The 23,099-nt window shown below is 66.1% G+C and carries 24 protein-coding genes; 17 read left to right on the top strand and 7 right to left on the bottom strand.

Features of this window, described 5'->3' with window-relative positions; translation table 11 throughout:
- Positions 1-48 precede the first annotated feature (48 nt).
- Together TPR58_RS05700 and TPR58_RS05695 are read left to right on the top strand one after the other, a co-directional pair.
- Entirely contained in the window at positions 49-1,374 is a 1,326-nt protein-coding gene (locus TPR58_RS05700; RefSeq protein WP_346245663.1) for a replication-associated recombination protein A, read from the top strand.
- Entirely contained in the window at positions 1,371-2,789 is a 1,419-nt protein-coding gene (locus TPR58_RS05695) for a serine hydrolase domain-containing protein (RefSeq protein WP_346245662.1), read from the top strand. Before TPR58_RS05700 ends, TPR58_RS05695 begins: the two co-directional genes overlap by 4 nt.
- 1 nt (position 2,790) lies before the next feature.
- Here the strand turns inward: TPR58_RS05695 and yczE are convergent, their stop codons facing one another.
- Entirely contained in the window at positions 2,791-3,408 is a 618-nt protein-coding gene (gene yczE / locus TPR58_RS05690; RefSeq protein WP_346245661.1) for a membrane protein YczE, read from the bottom strand.
- Between the two features lie 62 nt (positions 3,409-3,470).
- On the opposite strand from yczE, the gene yczR reads away from it, so the two are divergent.
- Both yczR and TPR58_RS05680 read left to right on the top strand, forming a co-directional pair.
- A complete protein-coding gene (yczR, locus tag TPR58_RS05685; protein WP_346245660.1) occupies positions 3,471-4,928 on the top strand; it encodes a MocR-like transcription factor YczR in 1,458 nt (485 codons plus the stop codon).
- Positions 4,929-4,967: 39 nt separating this feature from the next.
- Positions 4,968-5,642, top strand: a complete 675-nt coding sequence (locus TPR58_RS05680; RefSeq protein ID WP_346246040.1) for a GNAT family N-acetyltransferase — start codon at positions 4,968-4,970, stop codon at positions 5,640-5,642.
- 684 nt (positions 5,643-6,326) lie between these two features.
- Here TPR58_RS05680 and TPR58_RS05675 read toward each other — a convergent pair.
- Entirely contained in the window at positions 6,327-7,265 is a 939-nt protein-coding gene (locus TPR58_RS05675; protein ID WP_346245659.1) for a hypothetical protein, read from the bottom strand.
- A 227-nt stretch (positions 7,266-7,492) separates the two neighbouring features.
- Here TPR58_RS05675 and TPR58_RS05670 point away from each other — a divergent pair, with 227 nt between their 5' ends.
- Entirely contained in the window at positions 7,493-8,011 is a 519-nt protein-coding gene (locus TPR58_RS05670; RefSeq protein WP_346245658.1) for a hypothetical protein, read from the top strand.
- Between the two features lie 3 nt (positions 8,012-8,014).
- Here TPR58_RS05670 and TPR58_RS05665 read toward each other — a convergent pair whose 3' ends face one another.
- The 4 genes from TPR58_RS05665 to TPR58_RS05650 all read right to left on the bottom strand — a co-directional run bounded on the left by TPR58_RS05665 (position 8,015) and on the right by TPR58_RS05650 (position 10,308).
- Entirely contained in the window at positions 8,015-8,182 is a 168-nt protein-coding gene (locus TPR58_RS05665; protein WP_346245657.1) for a hypothetical protein, read from the bottom strand.
- Positions 8,179-8,886 (bottom strand): hypothetical protein, encoded by a 708-nt coding sequence (locus TPR58_RS05660; protein WP_346245656.1) that lies wholly within the window; start codon positions 8,884-8,886, stop codon positions 8,179-8,181. The genes TPR58_RS05665 and TPR58_RS05660 overlap by 4 nt, the downstream gene beginning before the upstream one ends.
- A gap of 445 nt (positions 8,887-9,331) precedes the next feature.
- A complete protein-coding gene (locus tag TPR58_RS05655; protein ID WP_346245655.1) occupies positions 9,332-9,643 on the bottom strand; it encodes a rhodanese family protein in 312 nt (103 codons plus the stop codon).
- A 56-nt stretch (positions 9,644-9,699) separates the two neighbouring features.
- Entirely contained in the window at positions 9,700-10,308 is a 609-nt protein-coding gene (locus TPR58_RS05650; protein ID WP_346245654.1) for a YdcF family protein, read from the bottom strand.
- Positions 10,309-10,504: 196 nt separating this feature from the next.
- Between TPR58_RS05650 and TPR58_RS05645 the strand changes: the two genes are divergently transcribed.
- The 5 genes from TPR58_RS05645 to TPR58_RS05625 all read left to right on the top strand — a co-directional run bounded on the left by TPR58_RS05645 (position 10,505) and on the right by TPR58_RS05625 (position 14,440).
- On the top strand, positions 10,505-10,834 hold the full coding sequence (locus tag TPR58_RS05645; RefSeq protein WP_346245653.1) for a nuclear transport factor 2 family protein: 330 nt from the start codon (positions 10,505-10,507) through the stop codon (positions 10,832-10,834).
- Positions 10,831-11,619 carry an SDR family oxidoreductase gene (locus TPR58_RS05640; RefSeq protein ID WP_346245652.1) on the top strand — a complete coding sequence of 263 codons (789 nt, stop codon included), beginning with the start codon at positions 10,831-10,833 and terminating at the stop codon, positions 11,617-11,619. Before TPR58_RS05645 ends, TPR58_RS05640 begins: the two co-directional genes overlap by 4 nt.
- A gap of 60 nt (positions 11,620-11,679) precedes the next feature.
- Positions 11,680-11,976: a putative quinol monooxygenase gene (locus TPR58_RS05635; RefSeq protein WP_346245651.1), complete on the top strand. Its 297-nt coding sequence runs from the start codon at positions 11,680-11,682 to the stop codon at positions 11,974-11,976.
- A gap of 118 nt (positions 11,977-12,094) precedes the next feature.
- Complete coding sequence (locus TPR58_RS05630) at positions 12,095-12,499, top strand: hypothetical protein (RefSeq protein ID WP_346245650.1); 405 nt, start codon at positions 12,095-12,097, stop codon at positions 12,497-12,499.
- Between the two features lie 1,011 nt (positions 12,500-13,510).
- Entirely contained in the window at positions 13,511-14,440 is a 930-nt protein-coding gene (locus TPR58_RS05625) for a hypothetical protein (RefSeq protein ID WP_346245649.1), read from the top strand.
- On the opposite strand, the gene TPR58_RS05620 is transcribed toward TPR58_RS05625, so the two are convergent.
- Entirely contained in the window at positions 14,406-15,725 is a 1,320-nt protein-coding gene (locus TPR58_RS05620; RefSeq protein ID WP_346245648.1) for an MFS transporter, read from the bottom strand. The two genes, TPR58_RS05625 and TPR58_RS05620, sit on opposite strands and share 35 nt — an antisense overlap.
- A 177-nt stretch (positions 15,726-15,902) precedes the next feature.
- Here TPR58_RS05620 and cyoA point away from each other — a divergent pair, with 177 nt between their 5' ends.
- From cyoA to TPR58_RS05585, 7 genes are read left to right on the top strand one after another with little or no spacing between them, the layout of a single operon-like run.
- A complete protein-coding gene (gene cyoA, locus TPR58_RS05615) occupies positions 15,903-17,117 on the top strand; it encodes a ubiquinol oxidase subunit II (RefSeq protein WP_346245647.1) in 1,215 nt (404 codons plus the stop codon).
- A gap of 13 nt (positions 17,118-17,130) precedes the next feature.
- Positions 17,131-19,146 carry a cytochrome o ubiquinol oxidase subunit I gene (cyoB, locus tag TPR58_RS05610; RefSeq protein ID WP_346245646.1) on the top strand — a complete coding sequence of 672 codons (2,016 nt, stop codon included), beginning with the start codon at positions 17,131-17,133 and terminating at the stop codon, positions 19,144-19,146.
- Between the two features lie 4 nt (positions 19,147-19,150).
- A complete protein-coding gene (gene cyoC / locus TPR58_RS05605; RefSeq protein WP_346245645.1) occupies positions 19,151-19,789 on the top strand; it encodes a cytochrome o ubiquinol oxidase subunit III in 639 nt (212 codons plus the stop codon).
- Positions 19,786-20,142, top strand: a complete 357-nt coding sequence (gene cyoD, locus TPR58_RS05600) for a cytochrome o ubiquinol oxidase subunit IV (RefSeq protein ID WP_346245644.1) — start codon at positions 19,786-19,788, stop codon at positions 20,140-20,142. The genes cyoC and cyoD overlap by 4 nt, the downstream gene beginning before the upstream one ends.
- A gap of 41 nt (positions 20,143-20,183) precedes the next feature.
- Entirely contained in the window at positions 20,184-20,876 is a 693-nt protein-coding gene (locus tag TPR58_RS05595; RefSeq protein ID WP_428835700.1) for an SURF1 family protein, read from the top strand.
- The gene (locus TPR58_RS05590) at positions 20,876-22,171 is read left to right on the top strand and encodes an ATP-binding protein (RefSeq protein ID WP_346245642.1); all 1,296 of its coding nucleotides are present in this window, start codon (positions 20,876-20,878) and stop codon (positions 22,169-22,171) included. The genes TPR58_RS05595 and TPR58_RS05590 overlap by 1 nt, the downstream gene beginning before the upstream one ends.
- The gene (locus TPR58_RS05585) at positions 22,168-22,701 is read left to right on the top strand and encodes a response regulator transcription factor (protein ID WP_346245641.1); all 534 of its coding nucleotides are present in this window, start codon (positions 22,168-22,170) and stop codon (positions 22,699-22,701) included. Before TPR58_RS05590 ends, TPR58_RS05585 begins: the two co-directional genes overlap by 4 nt.
- Positions 22,702-23,099 lie beyond the last annotated feature (398 nt).

Raw genomic sequence — 23,099 nt, 5'->3', positions numbered from 1 at the left:
CATCGAAAGCTTCGCAGTTTTCGCGGCATCGACTATCTAGGCCAGTCCATGGCCGACCTCTTCGCATCGCAAGCCCCCCCGCCCCCGCCCGACGAACCGGGCGAAGACGCGCCGCTTGCCGACCGGCTGCGCCCGCGCCGGCTGGAGGATGTCGTCGGGCAGGAGCATCTGACCGGGCCCGAGGGCGCGATCGGGCGAATGGTGGCGGCCGGGCGGCTGTCGTCGATCGTCTTCTGGGGGCCGCCGGGCACCGGCAAGACGACGATGTCGCGGCTGCTGGCGGATGCGGTGGGGCTGCGCTTCGTCGCGATCTCGGCGGTGTTCTCGGGCGTGGCCGAGCTGAAGAAGGTGTTCGCCGAGGCGAAGGAGCATGCGCGGATCGGGCGCAAGACCTTGTTGTTCGTGGACGAGATCCACCGGTTCAACCGATCGCAACAGGACGGATTCCTGCCGTTCGTGGAAAATGGCACGGTCACGCTGGTCGGGGCGACGACCGAGAATCCGAGCTTCGAGCTGAACGCGGCGCTGCTCAGCCGGGCACAGGTGCTGATCCTCCACCGGCTGGACGCGGCGGCGCTCGACAAGTTGCTGGCGCGGGCGGAGGAGACCGAGGGGCGGCCGCTGCCGCTGGACGCGGAGGCGCGCGCGGCGCTGATCGCCAGCGCGGACGGCGACGGACGGTTCCTGCTGAACCAGGCGGAGACGCTGTTCTCGATCCGGCTCGACGCGCCGCTGGACCCCGCCGGGCTGTCGGCGCTGCTGCAGCGGCGGGTGGCGGTCTATGACAAGGACCGCGAGGGCCATTACAACATCATCTCGGCGCTGCATAAGTCGATCCGCGGATCGGACCCGCAGGCAGCGCTCTATTATCTGGCGCGGATGCTGACCGCGGGCGAGCAGCCGCTGTTCGTGCTGCGGCGGCTGGTGCGCGCGGCGGTGGAGGATATCGGACTGGCCGACCCGCAGGCGCTGGTCCAGTGCATCGCCGCCAAGGACACGTACGACTTTCTCGGGTCGCCCGAGGGGGAGCTGGCGATCGTGCAGGCATGCCTGTACCTGGCGACCGCGCCCAAATCGAACGCGGCCTATATGGCGCAGAAGGCGGCATGGCGCAGCGCGAAGGAGACCGGATCGCTGATGCCGCCGCAGAACATCCTGAACGCGCCGACGAAGCTGATGAAGGATGTCGGATACGGGAAGAACTACCAGTACGACCATGACGCCGAGGACGGGTTTTCTGGTGCGAACTACTGGCCGGACGAGATGCGGCCGCAGACCTTCTATACGCCGACCGATCGCGGCGTCGAGAAGCGGATCGCCGAGCGCATGGCGTGGTGGGACGAGATGCGGGCACGGAAGCAGGGGGACGAATGAGAATCGCGACGGTTGCCGCCCGGGCGGGCATGACGCTGGCATTCGGGATGGCAGCCGCCCTGCCCGCTTCTGCCCAGTCGAACCCGGCCACGCCCTATGAGCGCAGCATCGCCGCGGGGTACAAGGCGCTCACCCTGTGCGGGGCGATGTTCAACGGCGGACGCACGCAGGGACAGGCCGAGGCGCTGGAGCTGACCGGCATCTATGCCGATTATCAGCCGCTGATGCCGATGCTGTCGGCCAGCATCAGCCGCTTCATGACCAAGCCGAAGGACGGGAGCGCGCCGCAGCTATGGGGCGCCAGCGTGTCGGTGCGGTTCGACCAGATGCTGCCGCCGCGCCGGGCCGACTGGCGACAGGATCGCGGCTGCACCATCCTGCCGCCGGGATCGACCGCGCCCTCGCCCGCCGCATCGCTGCCGGCGGCGCGCTTCACGCCCTTTGCGGGGAGCATGGACGCGCAGCCCTGGCCGATGGGCCAGGCGGGGCTGACGGTGAAGGTCGACCCGAGGCTGGAGCGCGCCTTCGCCCGCGCGCTGTCGGGCGGCTATTCGGGACGGACCACGTCGGTGCTGGTGGTCAAGGACGGGCAGATTGTCGGCGAGCGCTATGCCGCCGGCTTCGGCCCCAATTCGACGCAGCGGACCTGGTCGGTCGCCAAGAGCATCGCGGGGACGATGATCGGCATCGGCCAGCGCGACGGCTTCGTCCGGGTGGGGCAGCGCGCCGGACTGTGGCGCGGGGACACGCGGGCGAGCATCACGCTCGACAATCTGATCCGCATGGCGAGCGGGCTGCACACCGCCTATGCCGGCAACCGCACCGACGCGCTGTATTTCGGCGGGACGACGGTCGATGAGGAAGTCGGATACTGGCCGATCGAGGCGGCGCCGGGATCGCGCTTCCGCTATGCCAATGTCGATATCGTCGCGGCGATCCGCGTGCTTCGCGCCGGCATGAAGAACGATGTGCGCTATGCCGCCTATCCGCGCACCGAATTGTTCGCGAAGCTGGGCATGACGCGGACGGTCGCGGAGCTGGACGCGGGCGGCAACCTCGTGCTGTCGAGCCAGGTGTGGTCGAACGCGCGCGACTTTGCCCGGCTGGGCATGTTCTGGCTGAACGACGGCGTGTGGCAGGGCAAAAGGATCCTGCCGGTCGGCTGGATGAAGGCGATGACGACGCCCAGCGGACCGCAGCCGGCGACCGGCGCGGGCTATGGCGCGACATTATGGCTGTTCGGGCCGGCGCAGGGGCTGCCCGCCGGTACCTTCGCCGCGCAGGGCAATCGCGGCCAGGTGATCTTCGTCGTGCCGTCGCGCAAGCTGGTGGTGGTGCGCCGCGGCGAGGACGGGACGGGCACCGCGTTCGACGCGAACAAGTTCGTCGCCGACGTGATCGCCGCGCTGGAGTAGGTCAGGCGGCGACAGGCGCCCGCTTCGCCCGGTCGAAGGCGAAGAAGGGCAGCGCGTGGTGCACGACCCAGCCGATGCTGACCGCATAAAGCACCGTGCCCAGGCCGACGGTGCCGCCGAGCAGCCAGCCGATCGCGAGCACCGCGACCTCGATCACGGTGCGCACGATCTTCACCGGCAGGCCGGTCCGCGCACAGAAGCCGGTCATCAGCCCGTCGCGCGGCCCCGGCCCCAGCCCCGCGCCGATATAGGCGCCGCCGGCGATGCCGTTCAGCACGATGCCGAAGCCGAGCAGCGCGAAGCGCGGGCCATAGCCCTCCGGCGCGGGCATGAGCCCGAGCGCGATGTCGGTCACCGTGCCGATGACGATGATGTTGAGCACCGTGCCGATCCCCGGCCGCTGGCGCAGCGGCAGCCACAGCAGCAGCACGACCAGCCCGACGACATTGACCGTCATGCCGAAGCTGAGCCCGATCCGCGGCGCGAGCCCCTGATGCAGCACGTCCCACGGGTCGAGCCCGAGACTGGCGCGGATCATCATCGCCATCGACACCCCGTAGAGGGTCAGGCCGCCGATCAGCTGGGCGAGGCGGGCGGGGAAGCGGTCCGGAAGCGTCATGAGTGCCAGATGCGCGCAACTGGCCCTGTCGCAAAGGGCCAGTTGGATGATATTGGCATTGCATGACGATGATCCCGCTCAAGGCCGGCTCGCTCTCGCGCCTGCTCGGCGCGTGGCGTGCAGACGGCAGCGCCGAGCCGACCTACCGCCTGCTCGCCCGTGCGCTGCGGCTGCTGATCCTTGACGGGCGCGTCGCGCTGGGCGTGCGGATGCCGGGCGAGCGCGAGCTGGCGCAGGCGCTGGGCGTCAGCCGCACCACGCTGACCGCCGCCTATGGCCAGCTGCGCGACGAGGGCTATCTGGTCAGCCGTCGCGGATCGGGCAGCATCACCCATTTGCCCGGCGGCGGCGCCCTGTCCGCGCGACCGCAGGACGACCCGACCGAGCCGGCCGAGATCGACTGGACCGCTGCCGCCCTGCCCGCCCCGCCGGGCCTGTGGCAGGCCTATGAGGAAGCGCTGCGCCGCCTGCCCGGCTGGCTCTCCGGCATCGGCTATGAACTGCTGGGACTGCCCGAGTTGCGCGCGGCGATCGCGCGCGATTACGAGCGGCGCGGATGCCCGACCCGGCCCGAGCAGATCATGGTGACGAGCGGCGCGCAGAACGGGCTGACGCTGGTGCTGCGCGCGATGGCCGGGCCCGGCGACCGGATCGCGGTGGACCATCCGACCTATCGCACCGCGATCGACGCGATCCTGCGCAACAATTGCCAGCCCGTGCCGGTTGCGCTGCCCGAGCAAGGCTGGGACCTGGAGGCGCTGGAGGCCAGCTTTCGCCAGGCCGGTCCGCGCTTCGCCTATCTGCTGCCCGACCATCACAACCCGACCGGACGCCTGATGGACGCGGCCGACCGCGCGGATCTGGTGGCGCTCGCGGCGCGCAGCCGCACCCCGCTGCTGATCGACGAGACGATGGCGTTCAGCGGCTTCGGCACGGCGATGCCCGCCCCGGTCGCCGCGCACGATCCCGAGGGGCAGTTCGTCCTCAGCCTGGGGTCGGCCAGCAAGCGCTGGTGGGGCGGGCTGCGCATCGGCTGGGTCCGCGCGAGCGAGCAGCGCATCGCCGAACTGGCGCGGTTGCGCGCGGTGCTCGACATGGGGACGCCGGTGCTCGAGCAACTGGCGGTGACGGTGCTGTTCGAACGCGATGAAGGCGCAGCCGCGCGAGCCGCCGACCTGCGCGCCCGCTGCGAGCGGCTGCGCGCTCTGCTGGCCGAGGCGCTGCCGCACTGGCGTATCCCGATGCCCGAAGGCGGCCTGGCGCTCTGGGCCGAACTTCCCCGCCCCGAAGCCTCTGCGCTGGCGGCGATGGCGCAAGGCCTGGGCCTGCGTATCGTGCCGGGCCCGCGCTTCGCGGTGGACGGCGCGTTCGAACGCTTCGTCCGCCTGCCCTTCACGCTGGCGGAGACGGACATGACGCGCGCGGTCGAGCGGCTGGCGCAGGCCGAGGCACGGCTGCACCGGCGCGGATCGACGGCGCAGACGGCGTGGCGATCGGTCGAGGCGGAGCGGGTGATCTAGGCGCGGACCGGATCCTTGCCATTCAGCCCTGTGGCACTCATGCTCGCCGGGGTGCCGCTCCATTTGCGAGAGATCATGACAACCCAAGGCATCGACCCGGCAATTTTGAAGGCATGGCTTTCCGCTAGGTCCATCGCGCGCGGGCTGCCCCTGCCGGTCCCCGACCATGGCGGGTTTCGTGTTGATACCCAGTCAGAGGCCGAGGTCGCTCGCTGGGTCTTTTCCCAGGCTGGGCCCGGTCTCGAAACGCTTGCCCGTGCCATCCGCAAGCCTCGCCATCTTCTCAAGCTCTGCGGAACGGGGGAGGCATTGCTTGCCGCGCTGCCTGCCGGCTGGACGCTTCACCCGCCCGCCTATTTCATGCGCGCCACCGGCGAGCCCGATCCACGACGTCTGGCTGACGGGTACCGGATCGAGGCCAGGCGCGTCGGCATGGTATTGGAGGCGCGGATAATCTCAGAAACAGGCGCGCTCGCGGCAAGCGGGTATGCAGCGGAAACGCAGGACGTCTTCATCTACGATCGGATCGTCACGGAGCCAGCCCATCGCCGGAAAGGACTGGGCCACTTGCTAATGCTGACGCTGCATGCCGCTCGTCAGCGATCCGGTAACCCGCAACTGCTCGTCGCCACGGAGGACGGCCGAGCCCTGTATTCGACGTTGGGATGGGAGACGATCTCGCCCTATTCCACGGCGTCGATCGTCGCTCCGTAACGTCGGGTCTCATGCTGGCCCGATGAGCGGTTGCAGGTTTCGACAGAGCGTCGAAGTTCGTTCGATGACGAGCAAGCCCTGGACTTACGAAGATCGCAAATGGCGCCGGCTGAAGCGGGATAAGCGCGATGTACGCCTCACCAAATTTGCTTCAGAGCTGATCTGGTCGAAATCGGCGAGATCGGGCGGCTTATGAAACGTCACGGTTTCCAAGTCACGATCCCCAAGCGCGAGTCGGCGGAACACTGGTCGATCCAGGCAATCGCTCCCGACACCTTGAGCGAGGATCGCTTGCTGAGGCTGTCCAACCTGATCGATCGGTCGATGGCGCTTGCATTGCTGACGAGCGTCAATGTCCGCGCTTTCCGATGGTTGGGCCGCGATCGGTGGCAACCTGCACTATTCTATAGGCTGGGGCGCCGCCGGTGACGCTTTGGCAGAGTGCGTCCTCGCAGACTATCTTCGCCCGCCAACCAATCCATGATCGAACAGAAGTTTATCAATTTGATCGGAGCGATCGGCCCGAATCGTGAAACCTTCATTGGCATCGTTGCAGAATAGCAACCAGAAACCCGCGCGCTCAAACTCGCCCTGCTTGATTAGATTGTAACACATTTCACTCGAAAACGCGTACCCGGGCAATGCTGGCACATTAGAATGAGCCTCACTAGACGTTCTAAAATTCTAGACTAATTGACTTTGCCGCCTGGTCGAATGCCCAAGGTCATCGAGAACTAGATCAAATACTCCAGCATATTCAACTTTTTCATATGCGGATTCAACCGACCCTTGATATCCACCGAGACATTGCCTTACGACGCGAGGCATCAATTGATGAAGTGCCACAAAATTTGGATTGAACCTAACGAATCGCACAGATCTCAATATCGCATCAGGAAATGAAGCGCAGTTGTCTGGAAGACGGCTTTCCAGGAGGCACTTCCACGCCTTTTCGGCGTAGAGGTTGTGAGGTTCGCCATATTCCTTGCCGCGGACGAGGCATTTGTCGGAAAACACCTCGATCTTCACGATAGTCTGAAACACGGACCCGATTACGCCGTCGAAAATCGATTCCGGTCCGCCACTGCCTAGCCGATCTGAAGAGGGCGGCGCGGTCGCCGGCAGGTCAGCGAGCAGCGCCAGCGCCGCCCCGCCTTCACGCAGGCTATGGATCAGGGCGCCGGCATTAATCGGAACCGACGAAACCGTTCCGTTGGGCTGAGGCACGTGCATTACCCGTCTGTCGCCCCTCTCGGCTTCCGCCGCCATGTAGAGATCGCCAGAAAAGCTGTTCGGTGACCGCCGACCAACTGAGGCAGGCGCGCTCGGCCCCAGATTTACCGGGATCGTCTGCACTGACCCATTTGATTGAGGGATGAACATCATGTTGGCGACAGCAGCCGCGCGATAGCGCGTTTCACCGCGTTCGCCCTCCGCACGTGCTGATATGGCTAACGCTGGTGTGTCCGCTGCGATCGCCACTGGCTCAGTTGGTACACCCGCCTGCGTCATCGACGCACCGCCTCCCACGGCGATCGGGAAAATCGTGAATGCAACCGGGACCGTCCAGCCCGCCAACCGACCAATTAAATTCGCCCAGATCACCACATTCCCCCGACGCATCTCGTCTCTGCATCCCTGGCAATATGCCAATCACCAAGTCCAATCGAGGGTCTGAATTGTTGGGACGCCTTCGCGTCTTTCACAGCAGATGGTTTTCACGCTGACCCGTCTGGACAGTATTGCCGCGGATTGTCATGCTGAACCGGTTCGCGAGGAAACTCCATATGCCGGTTGCATGGCGGTCCCTGGCAGGATGAGCGAGCGGGCGCTGCTGGGAGAGCGGAGTCTTGGATAGCACCACCCGCATCGTGGCAGTGACGCTGCTGGACCTCACGGTGTTGGCGGTGGCCGGATGGTGGCTGATCCTTCCGCGACACCATATTCAAGGGGTCAAGGTCCAGGGTGTGGAAGCGGTCGCTTCGGGTCGGCAGATCGTTGTCACCTTCTCGACTCCGGAAGACCTGGCCAATCTGCGCACACGTTTGAAAGCGGGCTTCATCGTGGCGACGCTGTTTGCATGCGATGATCGCGATGCGGCCACGCGAGAGGTGGTCAGCCAAGGCGACGGCTATTTCACGGACGCTCAGCGGGTACGAAAGGCACAGGACGCCCGCGGCTCGGCCGCAGGCGCTTCGTACATAGCGACGTTCGACGACCGACTGGCCAAGACCATCGATAGCCGCTTGCAGATGATCCCCGCCGCTTCGGCGAAGGGCGGCCTGTGCTTCGCGCTGGACGGCGGCAACATGTTTGGCGGAAAGATCTGGTCGGATCCCATCCGGGTAGATGTGCCTGGCCAGGGCTGAGACTCACAACCACCAGGCGACGATTGCGGCGAGGCCGATGGCGGCGGCGCTGCCGCACTGGCGGCGACGGCGCAGGGGCTTGGCCTGCGCATCGTGCCTGGGCAGCGCTTCGCGGTCGAGGCGGAGCAGATGATCTGATCGAGACCATGGCACCGGCAGCCGGCTGCTCATTTATCGGCACGCCCCCGTCGGTGTCGATCTGCCCTTCGCGAAAGGCGAAGCGGATGGACCGCGATGACGCCGCCCATCCCACCTCGCTTAGAGACTGTTTGGAAAATCGCGAAAGAGCGATTTTCAAGGCGGCACCGGCCCGCTGGGGCGCTCGATGCGACTGCGGCGTCGAACTGGGCCTGGCTCATGTTGATGAAGACGCCCTGGGCGTTGATGCCGAACCCGTTGATCGGCACCCGGACCTCGCGGCTGCCGGCGGTCAGCACGACATTGTCACCGTCCAGCGCCTTCACCGTGGCGAGAACGGCGCCCGCCGATCCATGGACCTGCGTTCCCGGCTTCAACTGAGCCCGGAGTTGCTCGGCTCCCGCCGCCGCAGCCTGGGCTGCCGCCGCGTCAAGTTCGGCCTTGGTCAGCGCGAGCGTCGGACCCTTGGGACTGGCACCGAATTTCGACAGCGGGATCGAGGCGCGGTTGGTCCCCGTGAACACGACGGCGTTTCCGTCCGCGACGCTTTCGATCTTGCCGATTTCCAGGCCCTGATTGTCATAGACCGTGGCGCCGACGGCAGGCGCGGCGGCAACCTGCGCGGGTGCCGGGGCTGCCTGAGCCGGTGCGGGGGCAGCATCCTGCGCAAGCGCCGCGCCTGCGGGAAACATCGTCAGGGCGAATGCGAAGACTGAAATCGAACGAAATTTTTGCATGCGTGTCTCCTTTTTGGCTCCGCCCCTCTTGACGCATTCGAGCCGCGAACGGTCCGTCGGCGAGGCGAATGGTGGCAAAGGCGGGGCTGGTCGATCCACAGCGCGGCGGGAATGCGCCGCGGGCTCGATCCGGTTCGGATGCGCAGTCGCACCTCGCCAACAGGCGACTGGAACCGGGAAGACTCGACTTCAGGACATCGCCAGCAAAACACACCCGAACGGCGTCAAGCGCCCGAGCGTGACCGATCAGGCCGATAAGCGCGTCGATCAGGCCGTACGCCGCAGGTCAGATCGCGACGTGTGGAGGCCAGACTCTGACGACATCGAGCAACGGACAGCGAGGACCAATCCCCCCGCCGACGGGCCGAGAATCAGACAGATCACGCCACCTGTTAAGAGCGTGGCGAGGACGGCCCATGATTGTTCAAGTCAGCCGCGCCGCCGTTCAAGACATGACGCGAAGCAGGTTAGCCATGCCGCACCATCCCGTAACGCCGGTGAACATCAGCCCCGCGCCGACCAACGCCGGCAAGGCGAAAAAGCCTGGGGCGACGAAAAGGCCGAGGAGCATTCCGATCAACACCCGCGTGCCGGCGATGATCTGCACCGTTGCGCCGCATTGCCAGCAATGCGCACCGCCGACTTGCAATGGAACATGCTCTGGCGTCGGTCGCGCGGCAGGTCCCCGACCCCGGTCGAGCGGAATATTGATCGCGCCGGGAATATGATGCTGCAATGCCCATTTGAGGATGAGCACGCCGGGTGCGGCGATGGGACAGGTTCCGGCTCGAAACGGACAGTCGCAGGCTCACGTCACGCCGTCGGATCCCTGAACCAATAGGCCGGATAGCCGATCACCTCGCGCGCGATCGAGTAGAGGTCGCGCGATTCGAGGTAGGCCGGATGCGCCGACCTGGCGTCTTCGACACCGAACCGGGCGAGCGCCAGGCGGGTTCGGGGGATGTGGAAATACTGGCTGATCACCATCACCGTGCGCCAGTTCCGGGCGCGCATGATGGCGGCGGTGTTGCGCGCGGTCTCCCAGGTGGTCGCGCCCTTGGGATCGACGACGATCGCAGCATCCGGGACCCTGCGAGCGACGAGGTAGCGCCGCATCGCCGCAGCCTCGTCGGTGCCGTTGCGGTCGACGCCGCCGCTGACGATGATCGCCCCCACCCGGCGGTCGACCCACACCGTCACCGCCGCATCGAGCCTGGCGGCCAGCCGCGGCGACGGGCTTCCGTCCCGGGATACCGCATTGCCGAGCACCACGGCGACGTCGCTCTGGCGCAGATCGTCGCTGGCCCCGCTGATGCACAGCAGGGCCGCCGCGAGCAGGAACAGCGCCGCTCCGCCCATCAATAGCCATTTCACGACGCGGAGAAGGACCGTGAGGCGTTGACGGGAAGCGATCGGATCCATCGACACCTCGTTTCGAATGCCGGCCAAGACTAGGTGTCCCCGCGACGGCCAGCAAGCCGACGTCCTACACGGGTGACGATTGCAAGCTACGCTTCGACATTATCCCGCTTTTCGCAACATCACATACCGCTTTGACCCGATTATCGGGAGTAATCGGAATCGCTAGATCTGCTTCGTCCCTTCAAGGAGCCAAGCAATGTCGATCACATTACCAAAGCCCGTCGCCGACTATGTCGCGGCGAACGCCCGTCTCGACCTGCAGGGGATGCTGGAGCCCTTCAGCCCGGACGCATTCATTCTGGACAATGGCCAGCGGTTCGAGGGCCGCGCCGGAATCCGGAAGCTGTTCGAGGAGGCGGTGATCCCCGTGAAGGCGATCTTTACGCCGGACAGCGTTCGGCAGGAGAAGGATCAGCTGGTGGTCGAGGGGCCGGCGCACGGCGATTTCCCGGGCAGCCCGCTGCGCTTCACCTATCGGTTCACGCTCGGAAACGACGCGATCCGCGCGGTGGAGATCACGGCATGAGCGCGGCCATCGATCCGGGCGAATTCGCCGGAAAGCGGGTGCTCGTCAGCGGCGGCACAAAGGGTCTGGGGCGCGCTACCGTCGAGCGCTTCGTGGCCGGCGGCGCGCAGGTCATCACCGCTGCGCGCGGGCCGGCCGAGCCGATCGACGGCGTCACGTTCGTGCAGAGCGACCTGACGACGCCCGAGGGCGGCGAAGCCTTCGCGAAAGCGGCGCTGGAACAGATGGGCGGGGTCGATATCCTGGCACATGTGATCGGCGGGTCGTCCTCGCCGGGTGGCGGCTTCGTCGCGCTGACGGACGATCACTGGCTGGCCGAACTCAACCTGAATCTTCCGGCGACGGTCCGGCTGGATCGGCTGCTCATTCCGCAGATGATCGAACGCGGTGCCGGCACGGTGGTGCACGTGACGTCGATCCAGGCGATCCTGCCACTGCCTGAATCGACGACCGGCTATGCCGCCGCCAAGGCCGCGCTCAGGACCTACAGCAAGTCGATCTCGAAGGAGTTGGGTCCGAAGGGCGTGCGGGTCAACGCCGTTTCCCCCGGCTGGATCATGACCGAGTCTACGGACGCGTTCCTGAAACGCCTGCAGGCAGCGAATGGCGGAACGATCGAGGACGCTCGGCAGATCGTCCTCGACACTCTGGGCGGCATTTCGATCGGGCGCGGGGCCGAACCGCACGAGGTTGCCGACCTGATCGCCTATCTCGCCTCCGATCGCGCCGCTGCGATCCACGGCGCGGAGTTCGTCATCGACGGCGGGACCGTCCGGACCGTCTGAAACCCCGGGCCGGGACATCCCCGCCCATCGGCGCCCGGGCCGCATCACCAGGAGACCATCATGTCCGAACTGATCGTATTCGCGCGCCTGAAGGCCCGGCCGGGCCGGGCCGAGGCGCTGGAGATCGCCCTCCGCGCGCTTGTGGCGCCGACCCGCGCCGAGACTGGATCGCTCGACTATATGCTGCATCGCGAGGTCGACTCGCCCGACACATGGCTGCTCTATGAGCGCTGGGCGTCGCGGAGCGATTTCGATGCCCATTTCGAACAGCCGCATATGAAGGCGATCCGGGCGCGCGTGCCCGAACTGGTCGACGGCGAAGTCGAGATGACCTTTGCGACAAGGGTCGACGCGTGACCGAGGCCTGTCGATCGTCCCCGGTCCCCGCCTCCCCCGGCCAGGCCCGGGATTGACCCGATCCGGGCAATCGCGACACTGACGCGGCGGGGACGGCGTCCCGCAGCGGGAGGGCCGGATGGAAGACTGGGACGATGTCGTCGCGTTCGCCTGCGCGCTGCCCGAGGTGCGGATGGAGCGCTATTACGGCACCCCCTGCCCCAAGCTGAACGGCAAGCCGATCGCGTCGCCGTCGCGCGAGGCCGACAGCTTTCACCTGCCGGTCGGGCATGACGACAAGGCAGTGTTGATGGAGACCGACCCCGAGACCTTCTGGCAGACACCGCATTATGAGGGCTGGCCCGGCGTGCTGGTACGTTATGGCCGGGCGCGGGACCGGGTGGAGGTGTATCTGCAGCGCCGCTGGTGGGACCTGGCGAAGAAGGCGCAGCGGACCGCGGCTGGGATGGCGGAGCGGCCTTCAGGAAGGCGATGTGCTCACGCCCGGAACTGCTGTTTAGATGCGCACCACGCAAAGGCTTAGCGGATAGGGTAGACAGGCAAGGCCGGGAACCATTACGGTGGTCCCCGGCATGGTAGGTAGCAGGCAACCATCAGCGACGCTGGTGGGGCCTGATATATGGCCTAACTATTTTCTTACGTCTAATCCGGACGTGATCCGGCAATGGTGGAATGCGAAGCCGCATGTCCATCCTCCCTTGATTTTTCAGCCGGACCGTGCCACAAAACACATGCTATCGTTGCAGTCGCATGGTCGGCTACAATGTGAAATGGGCGGTCTTCGGATCGCCCGTTTTACTTTCTATATCACATTGGCCGCCTTCCTTCCTGTGAGATCTCGGAGCTTGCTCCCGTCACGCTCGATTAGTCCAGCTTTGACCATCTTACTAATGCGAGCAGCATAAGAAGGCTCAGCAAGAGGCTCAGCACGGCGTGCATTTATGTAAGAAAGAACGTCTGACCTCTCAGCGAGACCACCGTACTTCCTTATTCCGTCTATGACATTACGGAAATTAGTCGGAAGACCTGTTCCACCGCGTAGACGGAGGGATTTCATACCTCGCGCCGGCTCGGCTGGATGCGTCCCTGCAATTTTGCGCAATACCCTTTCCGCGGTCTCATACTCTTTATCCTCTAAGTCGAGCTGCTTCCGCTGCTCGGCAATTTTGGCACGCGCCGCCAATATCTTTTCCAGCTCGCTCATACCCAATAGATATACCCTTTTCAACCAAGGCGCAATAGGGTAGGGAACTGCAGGAAATTTCCGGGCAGAATGCTGCTTGGCCAGGCTTATTGTAGCCCCGTATCCGGCCGCCGTTACACGCCGAATGCACCTTCCGGGCAGGTGCGAAGCGTCCGCTGGTGATTTGAATGGCATCGCTGATTGGCGTCCGCACCGATTTCCGCTGCCGTCGGAGAGCATACGTTGCAGCTGTTGAAGACCTTCGCCGGTTGAGCGAAGGTGGACATGCGCCAGAAGCTATTCGAAAAAATTGCGAAATCAGGCCGCTACTCCCATTTGCGCAGTCCCGCCATGAACCCCGCCCCCGCCTTTGCCAGCTTCATCGCGATCGACTGGTCGGGCCAGGCGGTCGAGCGGCCCAGGGGGTTGGCGGTGGCGCGGTGCGGTCCGGGAGAGGCGGCGCCGGTGCTGGTCGAGGCGGAGCGCGGCTGGTCCCGGGAAGGGATCCTTGCCTGGATCGAGGGACTGGCGGAGACGGGCCAGCGGGCGCTGGTCGGGCTGGATCTGTCGATGGCGTTCCCCTTTGCCGATGCGGGCGGCTATTTTCCGGGATGGGACCGGAGCCCGGCCGATGCGCGGGACTTGTGGGCGCTGGTCGACGGGATGTGCGAGCGCGATCCGTTTCTGGGCGCGTCCGGCTTCCTCGCCGATCCCGAGGCGCGGCGGCATTTCCGGCAGCAGCGCGATTGCGGCGACCTGTTCCCCGGCGGGCGCGGGCGGTTCCGGGTGTGCGAGCATGGCCAGGCGGCGGCGGGGTTGCTGCCCTATAGCTGCTTCAACCTGGTCGGCGCGGCGCAGGTCGGCAAGTCGAGCCTGACGGGGATGCGCGTGCTGCACCGGCTTGGCGGGCGGGTGCCCGTCTGGCCGTTCGACCCGGTGCCGGAAACGGGACCGGTGATCGTCGAGATCTATACCACGCTGGCGGCGCGGACGGCGGGCATGCGCCGGGGCCTGTCGAAGATCCGCGACGGCGAAACGCTGGACCGGATGCTGGCGGCGCTGGGATCGGCGCCGCACGATCCGCTGGCGCGCTATGACGATCATGCCACCGATGCGGTGCTCAGCGCCGCGTGGCTGCGCCAGGTAAGCGGGCGGGCGGCGCTGTGGTCGCCCCCCGGCCTGACGCCAGAACTGGCGCGGACCGAGGGGTGGACGTTCGGGATCGCCGGCGATGGCGCCGGCGCGGTTACTTCGCCGAGTTCTTCGCAAGCTCGCGGTTGAGGCCGAGCGCGACCAGGGTCGCGAGCGCACCCGACAGGAGATAGGCGCCCGAGGCGAGCAGGCCGAAATGAGTCGACAGGTACAGGGCGACCAGCGGCGCGAAGCCAGCGCCGAACAGCCAGGCGAGATCCGAGGTCAGCGCCGATCCGGTATAGCGGTGGCGCGGATCGAAGGTGGCCGACAGCGTGCCCGAGGACTGGCCGAACGACAGGCCGAGCAGGATGAAGCCGAGGATCATGAAGATCGTCTCGCCCACGCCGCCCGCATCGAGCAGCTGCGGCGCGAAACCGCTGAACATCGCGATGCCAACGGCGCAGGCGCCCAGCATCGTGCGGCGGCCGTAGCGGTCGGCGAGATAGCCCGAGGCGATGATCGCACCGATGCCGAACACCGCCGCCACCGCCTCGATCAGCAGGAAGCGGACCGGGCTTTCGTCGGTGTAGAGGAACACCCAGGACAGCGGAAACACGGTGACCATGTGGAACAGCGCGAAGCTGGCGAGCGGGGCGAAGGCGCCCATCGCGATCGTGCGCCAGCCGGTGCGCACCGTCTCGAGGATCGGGCTGGGCTCGAGCTCGCGATGTTCGAACGACTGGCTGTACGCCTCGGTCACGACGATGCGCAGCCGGGCGAACAGCGCCACGACGTTGATCGCGAAGGCGACGAAGAAGGGATAGCGCCAGCCCCAGCTGAGGAAATCCTCCGCCGGAAGCGTCGAGACGAGGAAGGTGAACAACAGGCTGGCGACGATCAGGCCGAGCGGCGCACCGAGCTGGGGCAGCATCGCCCACCAGCCGCGGCGATTGTCGGGCGCATGGACGGCCAGCAGCGAGGACAGGCCGTCCCACGTGCCGCCCAGTGCGAAGCCCTGGCCCATGCGGAACAGCGCCAGCAGCACCGCAGCGCCGATGCCGATCGTCTCGTATCCGGGGACGAAGGCGATCGCCGCGGTCGAGCCGCCGAGCAGGAACAGCGCGATCGTCAGCTTCGCGCCGCGGCCATAGGCGCGGTCGATCGCGGTGAAGACGAAGGTGCCGAACGGCCGGGCAAGGAAGGCGAGCGCGAAGATCGCAAAGGAATAGAGCGTGCCGGTCAGCGGCGAGACATTGGGAAAGATCAGCTTCGGAAAGACCAGCACCGAGGCGATCGCATAGACGAAGAAGTCGAAGAATTCGGACGTCCGGCCGACGATCACGCCGATTGCGATCTCGCCCGGCGTCACTTCATGCCCGCCATCCTTGGCGTGCAGCGTGCGGACATCTTCTTCGGCGGTCTTCGTCGTCATGATCGGCCTTGCACCACGTTATCCGTTTCCCGCAGCGGCTCATGTGATATGAACGCATAGCGGATCCCGGCGCCGGACGCACCAAGGGAACATACGCTTGTGACCAAGGTTGGATGCAAAGGGGATTGGACAAAATGTCCTATGGGCGGTTCCGCCCAGCGGGCGTAGGCGCGCACCATGCAGCAGACCCATCGACCGATCCGGCGGCTAGCCCGGCTCTCCTTGGCCCTCCTTGCGCTTCCGCTGATCGGCGGATGCAGCAGCCTGGTGGTCCTCGACCCCGCCGGCGACGTCGCGCGCCAGCAGGGCAATCTCGTGCTTGCGTCGACCGGGCTGATGCTGATCATCATCCTGCCGGTGATGGCGCTGACCATCCTGTTCGCGTGGCGGTATCGCGCCGCGAACCGCGAGGCGCGTTACGAGCCGGACTGGGATCACTCGACGCAGCTCGAGCTGGTCATCTGGGGCGCGCCGCTGCTGATCATCATTTGCCTGGGCGCGCTGACCTGGGTCGGCACGCACCTGCTCGATCCCTATCGCCCGCTGGCGCGGACCGCGCCGGGCAAGGCGATCGCCGCGGCCGACAAGCCGCTGGAGGTGCAGGTCGTCGCGCTCGACTGGAAATGGCTGTTCATCTATCCCGAGCAGGGCATCGCGACGGTCAACGAACTGGCGCTGCCCGTCGATCGCCAGGTCCGCTTCCGCATCTCCGCCTCGTCGGTGATGAACTCCTTCTACATCCCGGCGCTCGCGGGGCAGATCTATGCCATGCCGGGCATGGAGACGAAGCTGCACGCCGTGCTGAACAATCCCGGCGAATATCAGGGGCTGTCGTCCAACTATAGCGGCGCCGGCTTCTCCAACATGCGCTTCAAGGTCACCGGCCTGCCCGCCGACCAGTTCGACGCCTGGGTCGCCGGCGCCAAGGCACAGCAGCAGGGCGGCGCGCTGGACCGCGCCAATTACCTTCAGCTGGAACGCCCGAGCGAGAAGGAGCCGGCGCGCCGCTTCGCCTCGGTCGAGCCCGGCCTGTTCGACATGGTCGTCAACATGTGCGTCGACCCGCGCAAGATGTGCATGAACGAGATGATGAGCATCGACGCGCGCGGCGGCATGGGCATCGCCAGCGCCCAGGTCATGCAGAGGCTGTCCTATGACAAGCATGGCGGCCGCGGCACCGACGCGCCGATGTCGCGCGCCTATATCGCGGCATTGTGCGCCACCCCGCAGGGGGTTCAGAACATGGTCGCGCTGACCGATCCGCGTCCGGTCGACCAGGCGCCGCTGACCGGCGTCGGCCTGAAACGCGGCGCGTCCGCGCCGAAGCCGACCCCCACCCCGTCCCTTACCGCCGCCAACGAAGCCCCGGCTTCGTCGCGCCCGGCCTCCTGACAGGCACATACAGATGTCCTCCGAACCCGTCGCCCAGTCTGCCCTGTTCGGCAAGCTGACCTTCGCCGCGCTGCCGTTCCACGAGCCGATCCTGATCGCCACCTTCGCGGGTGTCGTCCTGGGCGGGCTCGCGGTGGTCGGGCTGCTGACCAAATATCGCCTGTGGGGCTATCTGTGGACGGAGTGGTTCACCACCGTCGACCACAAGAAGATCGGGATCATGTACATGATCCTGGGCCTGATCATGCTGCTGCGCGGCTTTGCCGACGCGATCATGATGCGGCTGCAGCAGGCGCTCGCCTTCAACGGGTCCGAAGGCTATCTGCCCGCGCATCACTATGACCAGGTGTTCACCGCCCACGGCGTGATCATGATCTTCTTCGTGGCGATGCCGCTGGTCACCGGGCTGATGAACTATATCGTCCCGCTCCAGATCGGCGCGCGCGACGTGTCGTTCCCGTTCCTGAACAATTTCAGCTTCTGGATGACCACCGCGGGCGCGGTTCTGATCATGGCGTCGCTGTTCATCGGCGAGTTCGCCGCGACCGGCTGGCTGGCCTACCCGCCCTTGTCGGGAATCGCCTACAGTCCAAGCGTCGGCGTCGATTACTATATATGGGCGCTGCAGATCGCGGGCGTCGGCACGACCTTGTCGGGCATCAACCTGATCGTGACGATCCTGAAGCTGCGCGCGCCGGGCATGGGCCTGATGAAGATGCCGATCTTCACCTGGACCAGCCTGTGCACCAACGTGCTGATCGTCGCGTCCTTCCCGGTGCTGACCGCGGTGCTCGCGCTGCTCGGCCTCGACCGCTACGCGCACACCAACTTCTTCACGAACGACTTCGGCGGCAGCCCGATGATGTACGTGAACCTGATCTGGATCTGGGGCCATCCCGAGGTCTACATCCTGATCCTGCCGCTGTTCGGCGTCTTCTCCGAGGTCACCTCGACCTTCTCGGGCAAGAAGCTGTTCGGCTACAGCTCGATGGTCTACGCCACGATCGTCATCACGATCCTGAGCTACCTGGTGTGGCTGCACCATTTCTTCACCATGGGATCGGGCGCCAGCGTCAACAGCTTCTTCGGCATCACCACCATGGTGATCTCGATCCCGACGGGCGCGAAGCTCTTCAACTGGCTGTTCACCATGTATCGCGGCCGGATCCGGTTCGAGCTGCCGATGATGTGGACGGTCGCGTTCATGCTCACCTTCGTGGTGGGCGGGATGACCGGCGTGCTGCTGGCGGTGCCGCCGGCCGACTTCGTGCTGCACAATTCGCTGTTCCTGATCGCGCACTTCCACAACGTGATCATCGGCGGCGTGCTGTTCGGCCTGTTCGCGGCGATCAACTACTGGTGGCCCAAGGCGTTCGGCTTCAAGCTGGACGTGTTCTGGGGCAAGATCTCGTTCTGGTGCTGGGTCGTGGGCTTCTGGGTGGCGTTCATGCCGCTCTACATCCTGGGCCTGATGGGCGTGACGCGCCGCATGCGGGTGTTCGACGATCCCTCGCTCCAGATCTGGTTCGTGATCGCGGGCATCGGCGCGGCGATCATCGCCGTGGGCATCGGCGCGATGCTGATCCAGTTCGCGGTGAGCATCTGGCGCCGCGAGGAGCTGCGCGACGAGACCGGCGATCCTTGGAACGGCCGCACACTGGAATGGGCGACCTCGTCGCCGCCGCCCGACTATAATTTCGCGTTCACCCCGGTCATCCACTCGCTGGACGCCTGGCACGACATGAAGGACCGTCAGGCCGAGCGTCCGCTGAAGGGCTTCCGCGCGATCCACATGCCGAGCAACACCGGCGCGGGCGTGATCCTGTCGGGCATCAGCCTGGTGTGCGGCTTCGCCCTGGTGTGGCACATCTGGTGGCTGGTCGGCGCGAGCTTCCTCGCGCTCATCGGCACCGCGATCGCCCATACGTTCAACTACAAGCGCGACTTCCACATCCCGGTCGAGACGGTGATCGAGACCGAGGAAAAGCGCACCCGCCAGCTCTCCGCTGCCGCGGCCGCCGGAGCCTGACCCGATGAGCACGACAACGCTTGCCACCGCCGGCGCGCCGGACGAGCCGCTGCGCTTCTACGACCTGGACGAGCATGACCATCCCGAGGGTGGCAGCACGATGCTGGGTTTCTGGATCTACCTGATGAGCGACTGCCTCATCTTCGCGATCCTGTTCGCCTGCTACGCCGTGCTGGGCGGCAACTACGCCGCCGGCCCGTCGCCCCGGGACCTGTTCGACCTGCCGCTGGTCGCGCTGAACACGGCGATGCTGCTGTTCTCGTCGATCACCTACGGCTTCGCCATGCTGGCGGTGCAGCGCGGTCAGGTGAAGCCCACGCTGATCTGGCTGGCGATCACCGGCCTGTTCGGTGCCGCCTTCCTGTCGATCGAGCTCTACGAGTTCGCGCACCTGATCCACGAAGGCGCGACGCCGCAGCGCAGCGCTTTCCTGTCGGCCTTCTTCACGCTGGTCGGCACGCACGGGCTGCACGTGACCTTCGGCACGATCTGGCTGATCACGCTGATGGTCCAGGTCGGCCGCCGCGGGCTGATCCAGGCCAACAAGCGCCGGCTGATGTGCCTCAGCCTGTTCTGGCACTTCCTCGACGTCATCTGGATCGGCGTCTTCACCTTCGTCTACCTCATGGGAATGCTGCGATGAGCCACGATCCTCACACGGCCGATACCGAGCCGCATGGCTCGATGCGCGACTATGTCATCGGCTTCCTGCTGTCGGTGGTGCTGACGGCGATCCCGTTCTGGCTGGTGATGACCCAGCCGCTTCAGCCCGGCGTGACCGCCGCGATCATCATGGTGTTCGCGGGCGTGCAGATGGTCGTCCACATGATCTACTTCCTGCACATGAACGGGAAGTCGGAGGGCGGCTGGACGATGACCGCGCTGCTGTTCACGATCATCATCGTGGTGATCATGTTCTCCGGGTCGCTATGGGTCATGTACCACCTCAACACCAACATGATGCCCATGCCGCACGACATGAGCCAGATGCCGTGACCCACACCGGCCAGCGCCCCCCGCGCCGCCCGGCGGCGCGGATGGCGATGGCCGGGGCGGCGATGCTCCTCGTCGCCCTGTTCCTCGCGCTTGGGGTCTGGCAGGTCCAGCGCCGCGCGTGGAAGCACGAGCTGATCGCCGCTGTCGAGACGCGGATCCATACCGATCCCGTCCCCGCCCCGGGCCCGGATCGCTGGGCCACGATCACCGCCGGCGCCGATGCCTATCGCCGGGTCGAGGCAAGCGGTCGATTGCTGTACGACCGTACAACGCTGGTCCGGGCGGTATCCGATCTGGGCGCCGGCTACTGGGTGATGACTCCGCTGATGTCAGCCGACGGCACCGCCATCCTGGTCAATCGCGGGTTCGTGTCGCAGGCCGACCGGCCCCGCCTGGCCGCCGGTCCCGCCGGCACGGTGCGCGTCACCGGACTGCTGCGCATCACCGAGCCCGAGGGCGGGTTCCTGCGCAGCAACGATCCCGCCACCGGCAACTGGTATTCGCGCGACGTCACGGCGATCGCGCGGGCGCAGCGGCTGGACAAGACCGCACCCTATTTCATCGACGCGGATCGTGCCATGAACGCCCCCGGCCAACCGGTCGGAGGACTTACCGTGGTGCGCTTTTCCGACAATCACCTGCTCTACGCGCTGACCTGGTTCGTGATGGCGCTGCTGTCGGCCTGGGGCGCGTGGTGGATCATGCGCGGCGACCGACGGGGTGCGCGCGGCTGATGGCGGTGACGCCCGCCCTGCCCGATACCGACGCCGGCCGGCGCAACATGAGCCTGCTCATCCAGCTGCGCTGGATCGCGGTGGGCGGACAGCTGGCGACGATCGGACTGGTCCACGGGTTGATGGGCATCCGCCTGTCGCTGCCGGTGCTGCTGATCGCGCCCGCGCTGCTGGTCGCTTTCAACTTCGCCAGCCTGTTGCTCGTCCGTCATCGGCGCGAGGTGACCAACAGCGAGCTGACCGCGGCGCTGCTGCTCGACGTGGCGGCGCTCGCCTGGCTGCTCTACTGGACGGGTGGGTCGACCAATCCCTTCACCTCGCTGTTCCTGTTGCAGGTGGTGATGGGCGCGGTGCTGCTGCGGCCGGCGACCTCGTGGCTGCTGATGGGCGCGGCGCTGGTCGCGCTGGGCTGGCTGAGTATCGACTCGCGCCCGCTTGCCCTGCCCCCTGCCTATCGCGACGATGTGTTCGGCCTGTACCTGCTGGGCAGCTTCGTCAGCCTGACGCTGATCGCGGTGCTGCTGGTCGCGTTCGTCACCCGCATCTCGCGCAACCTGCGCGACCGCGACGCCTCGCTGGCCGCGATCCGCCAGCGCGCGATCGAGGAGGACCATATCGTCCGGATCGGCCTGCTCGCCTCGGGCGCGGCGCACGAGCTGGGCACGCCCCTGTCCTCGCTGTCGGTGCTGATCGGCGACTGGAAGTCGATGCCGCGACTGGCCGGCGACCGCGAGTTGCAGGAGGACCTGGCCGACATGGATGCGGCGGTCAGGCGCTGCAAGACGATCGTCAGCGGCATCCTGAATTCGGCCGGCGAGGCGCGCGGGATCGCGCCCCAGGTGACGACGATGCGCGGCTTCCTGAACGCGATCGTCACCGAATGGAGCGCCAGCCGCCTGCCCGGCGCAGTCCATTATGAGGACCGGTTCGGCGAGGATATCGCGATCGTGTCGGACCCCGCGCTGCGCCAGGTGATCGCCAACGTCGTCGACAATGCCGGCGAGGTCTCGCCCAACTGGGTCGGCATCACCGCCGCGCGCGAGGAAGATGCGCTGATCCTCGAGATCGCCGACCGCGGGCCCGGTTTCTCTCAGGAGATGCTCGAGTCCTTCGGCAAGCCCTATCGCTCTACCAAGGGCAAGCCGGGCGGCGGGCTCGGCATCTTCCTGCTGGTCAACGTGCTGCGCAAGCTGGGCGGCACCGCATCGGCGGCCAATCGCGAGGAAGGTGGCGCGGTGGTGCGCATCCGCCTGCCGCTGTCCGCCCTCGCCTATCGCAAGGAGACGCAGCGATGAGCGACACGAAGCTGCTGGTGATCGTCGAGGACGATGCCGATCTGGCGCGCACGCTGCGCCGGTCGTTCGAGCGGCGCGGCTATCAGGTGATCACCGCGGCGAGTCCCGAGGAACTGGATGCGCTGCTGACGACGCACAGTCCCGATTTCGCGGTGGTCGATCTCAAGCTGGGCAATGCGTCGGGCCTGGTCTGCGTGCCGCGGCTGCGCGCGATCGACGATGCGATGAAGATCGTCGTGCTGACCGGCTTCGCCAGCATCGCCACCGCAGTCGAGGCGATCAAGCTGGGCGCCGACTATTACCTCGCCAAGCCGTCGAACACCGACGATATCGAGGCGGCCTTCTCGCGCAGCGAGGGCAATGTCGAGGTGCCGGTGGACGGGCGGCAATCGTCGATCAAGACGGTGGAATGGGAGCATATCCACCAGACCCTGGTCGAGACCGACTTCAACATCTCCGAGACCGCGCGGCGGCTGGGGATGCACCGGCGGACACTCGCGCGGAAGCTGGAGAAGCGGCAGTTGCGGTAGGGGCGGGAATGGCGAAATCGAAACGCATAGACGCGAGCTTCCTGTGTCAGGATCAGCTCCCGCCCGGCACAGTGATCGAGGTGATTGCCCGCATCTTGTGGGTGAAGGAAAGCGACATCTCGATGTACGACCAAGATCGGCATGAGGTTCTACAGGAAGGACTTTCCGGGCTTAGTCCGGCATCTTGCCAGTATATGAGGATCGCCGGGGATTTTAAACTCGCTGTCACCGTGGGCCTGTCAGGATTTCCGTGTGCGGGCGGGCATAATGGTTAGGAAGGAGATCCCCTATGTCCCGACGCAAAGAGCCTGCGATCCCGAACGAGCTTCTCGACCAGCTACTGGCGGGCGGCGCGGCGAGTGCCGCCTTTGAGCAGGGTGGTCTGCTCGATTCGCTGA

The organism is Sphingomonas rustica (assembly GCF_039652585.1).
In the GTDB taxonomy this organism is placed as follows: domain Bacteria; phylum Pseudomonadota; class Alphaproteobacteria; order Sphingomonadales; family Sphingomonadaceae; genus Sphingomonas; species Sphingomonas rustica.
The sequence above is the reverse complement of the archived record's forward strand: the minus strand, read 5'-3'. Positions and strand labels throughout refer to the sequence as shown.

Bases quoted from the DNA above. Each gene is read 5' to 3' on its own strand.
- TPR58_RS05700 (WP_346245663.1), top strand. From the start codon at position 49: ATGGCCGACCTCTTCGCATCGCAAGCCCCCCCGCCCCCGCCCGACGAA.
- TPR58_RS05695 (WP_346245662.1), top strand. From the start codon at position 1,371: ATGAGAATCGCGACGGTTGCCGCCCGGGCGGGCATGACGCTGGCATTC.
- yczE (WP_346245661.1), bottom strand. From the start codon at position 3,408: ATGACGCTTCCGGACCGCTTCCCCGCCCGCCTCGCCCAGCTGATCGGC.
- yczR (WP_346245660.1), top strand. From the start codon at position 3,471: ATGACGATGATCCCGCTCAAGGCCGGCTCGCTCTCGCGCCTGCTCGGC.
- TPR58_RS05680 (WP_346246040.1), top strand. From the start codon at position 4,968: ATGCTCGCCGGGGTGCCGCTCCATTTGCGAGAGATCATGACAACCCAA.
- TPR58_RS05675 (WP_346245659.1), bottom strand. From the start codon at position 7,265: ATGCGTCGGGGGAATGTGGTGATCTGGGCGAATTTAATTGGTCGGTTG.
- TPR58_RS05665 (WP_346245657.1), bottom strand. From the start codon at position 8,182: ATGAGCAGCCGGCTGCCGGTGCCATGGTCTCGATCAGATCATCTGCTC.
- TPR58_RS05660 (WP_346245656.1), bottom strand. From the start codon at position 8,886: ATGCAAAAATTTCGTTCGATTTCAGTCTTCGCATTCGCCCTGACGATG.
- TPR58_RS05650 (WP_346245654.1), bottom strand. From the start codon at position 10,308: ATGGATCCGATCGCTTCCCGTCAACGCCTCACGGTCCTTCTCCGCGTC.
- TPR58_RS05645 (WP_346245653.1), top strand. From the start codon at position 10,505: ATGTCGATCACATTACCAAAGCCCGTCGCCGACTATGTCGCGGCGAAC.
- TPR58_RS05640 (WP_346245652.1), top strand. From the start codon at position 10,831: ATGAGCGCGGCCATCGATCCGGGCGAATTCGCCGGAAAGCGGGTGCTC.
- TPR58_RS05635 (WP_346245651.1), top strand. From the start codon at position 11,680: ATGTCCGAACTGATCGTATTCGCGCGCCTGAAGGCCCGGCCGGGCCGG.
- TPR58_RS05630 (WP_346245650.1), top strand. From the start codon at position 12,095: ATGGAAGACTGGGACGATGTCGTCGCGTTCGCCTGCGCGCTGCCCGAG.
- TPR58_RS05625 (WP_346245649.1), top strand. From the start codon at position 13,511: ATGAACCCCGCCCCCGCCTTTGCCAGCTTCATCGCGATCGACTGGTCG.
- TPR58_RS05620 (WP_346245648.1), bottom strand. From the start codon at position 15,725: ATGACGACGAAGACCGCCGAAGAAGATGTCCGCACGCTGCACGCCAAG.
- cyoA (WP_346245647.1), top strand. From the start codon at position 15,903: ATGCAGCAGACCCATCGACCGATCCGGCGGCTAGCCCGGCTCTCCTTG.
- cyoB (WP_346245646.1), top strand. From the start codon at position 17,131: ATGTCCTCCGAACCCGTCGCCCAGTCTGCCCTGTTCGGCAAGCTGACC.
- cyoC (WP_346245645.1), top strand. From the start codon at position 19,151: ATGAGCACGACAACGCTTGCCACCGCCGGCGCGCCGGACGAGCCGCTG.
- cyoD (WP_346245644.1), top strand. From the start codon at position 19,786: ATGAGCCACGATCCTCACACGGCCGATACCGAGCCGCATGGCTCGATG.
- TPR58_RS05595 (WP_428835700.1), top strand. From the start codon at position 20,184: ATGGCGATGGCCGGGGCGGCGATGCTCCTCGTCGCCCTGTTCCTCGCG.
- TPR58_RS05590 (WP_346245642.1), top strand. From the start codon at position 20,876: ATGGCGGTGACGCCCGCCCTGCCCGATACCGACGCCGGCCGGCGCAAC.
- TPR58_RS05585 (WP_346245641.1), top strand. From the start codon at position 22,168: ATGAGCGACACGAAGCTGCTGGTGATCGTCGAGGACGATGCCGATCTG.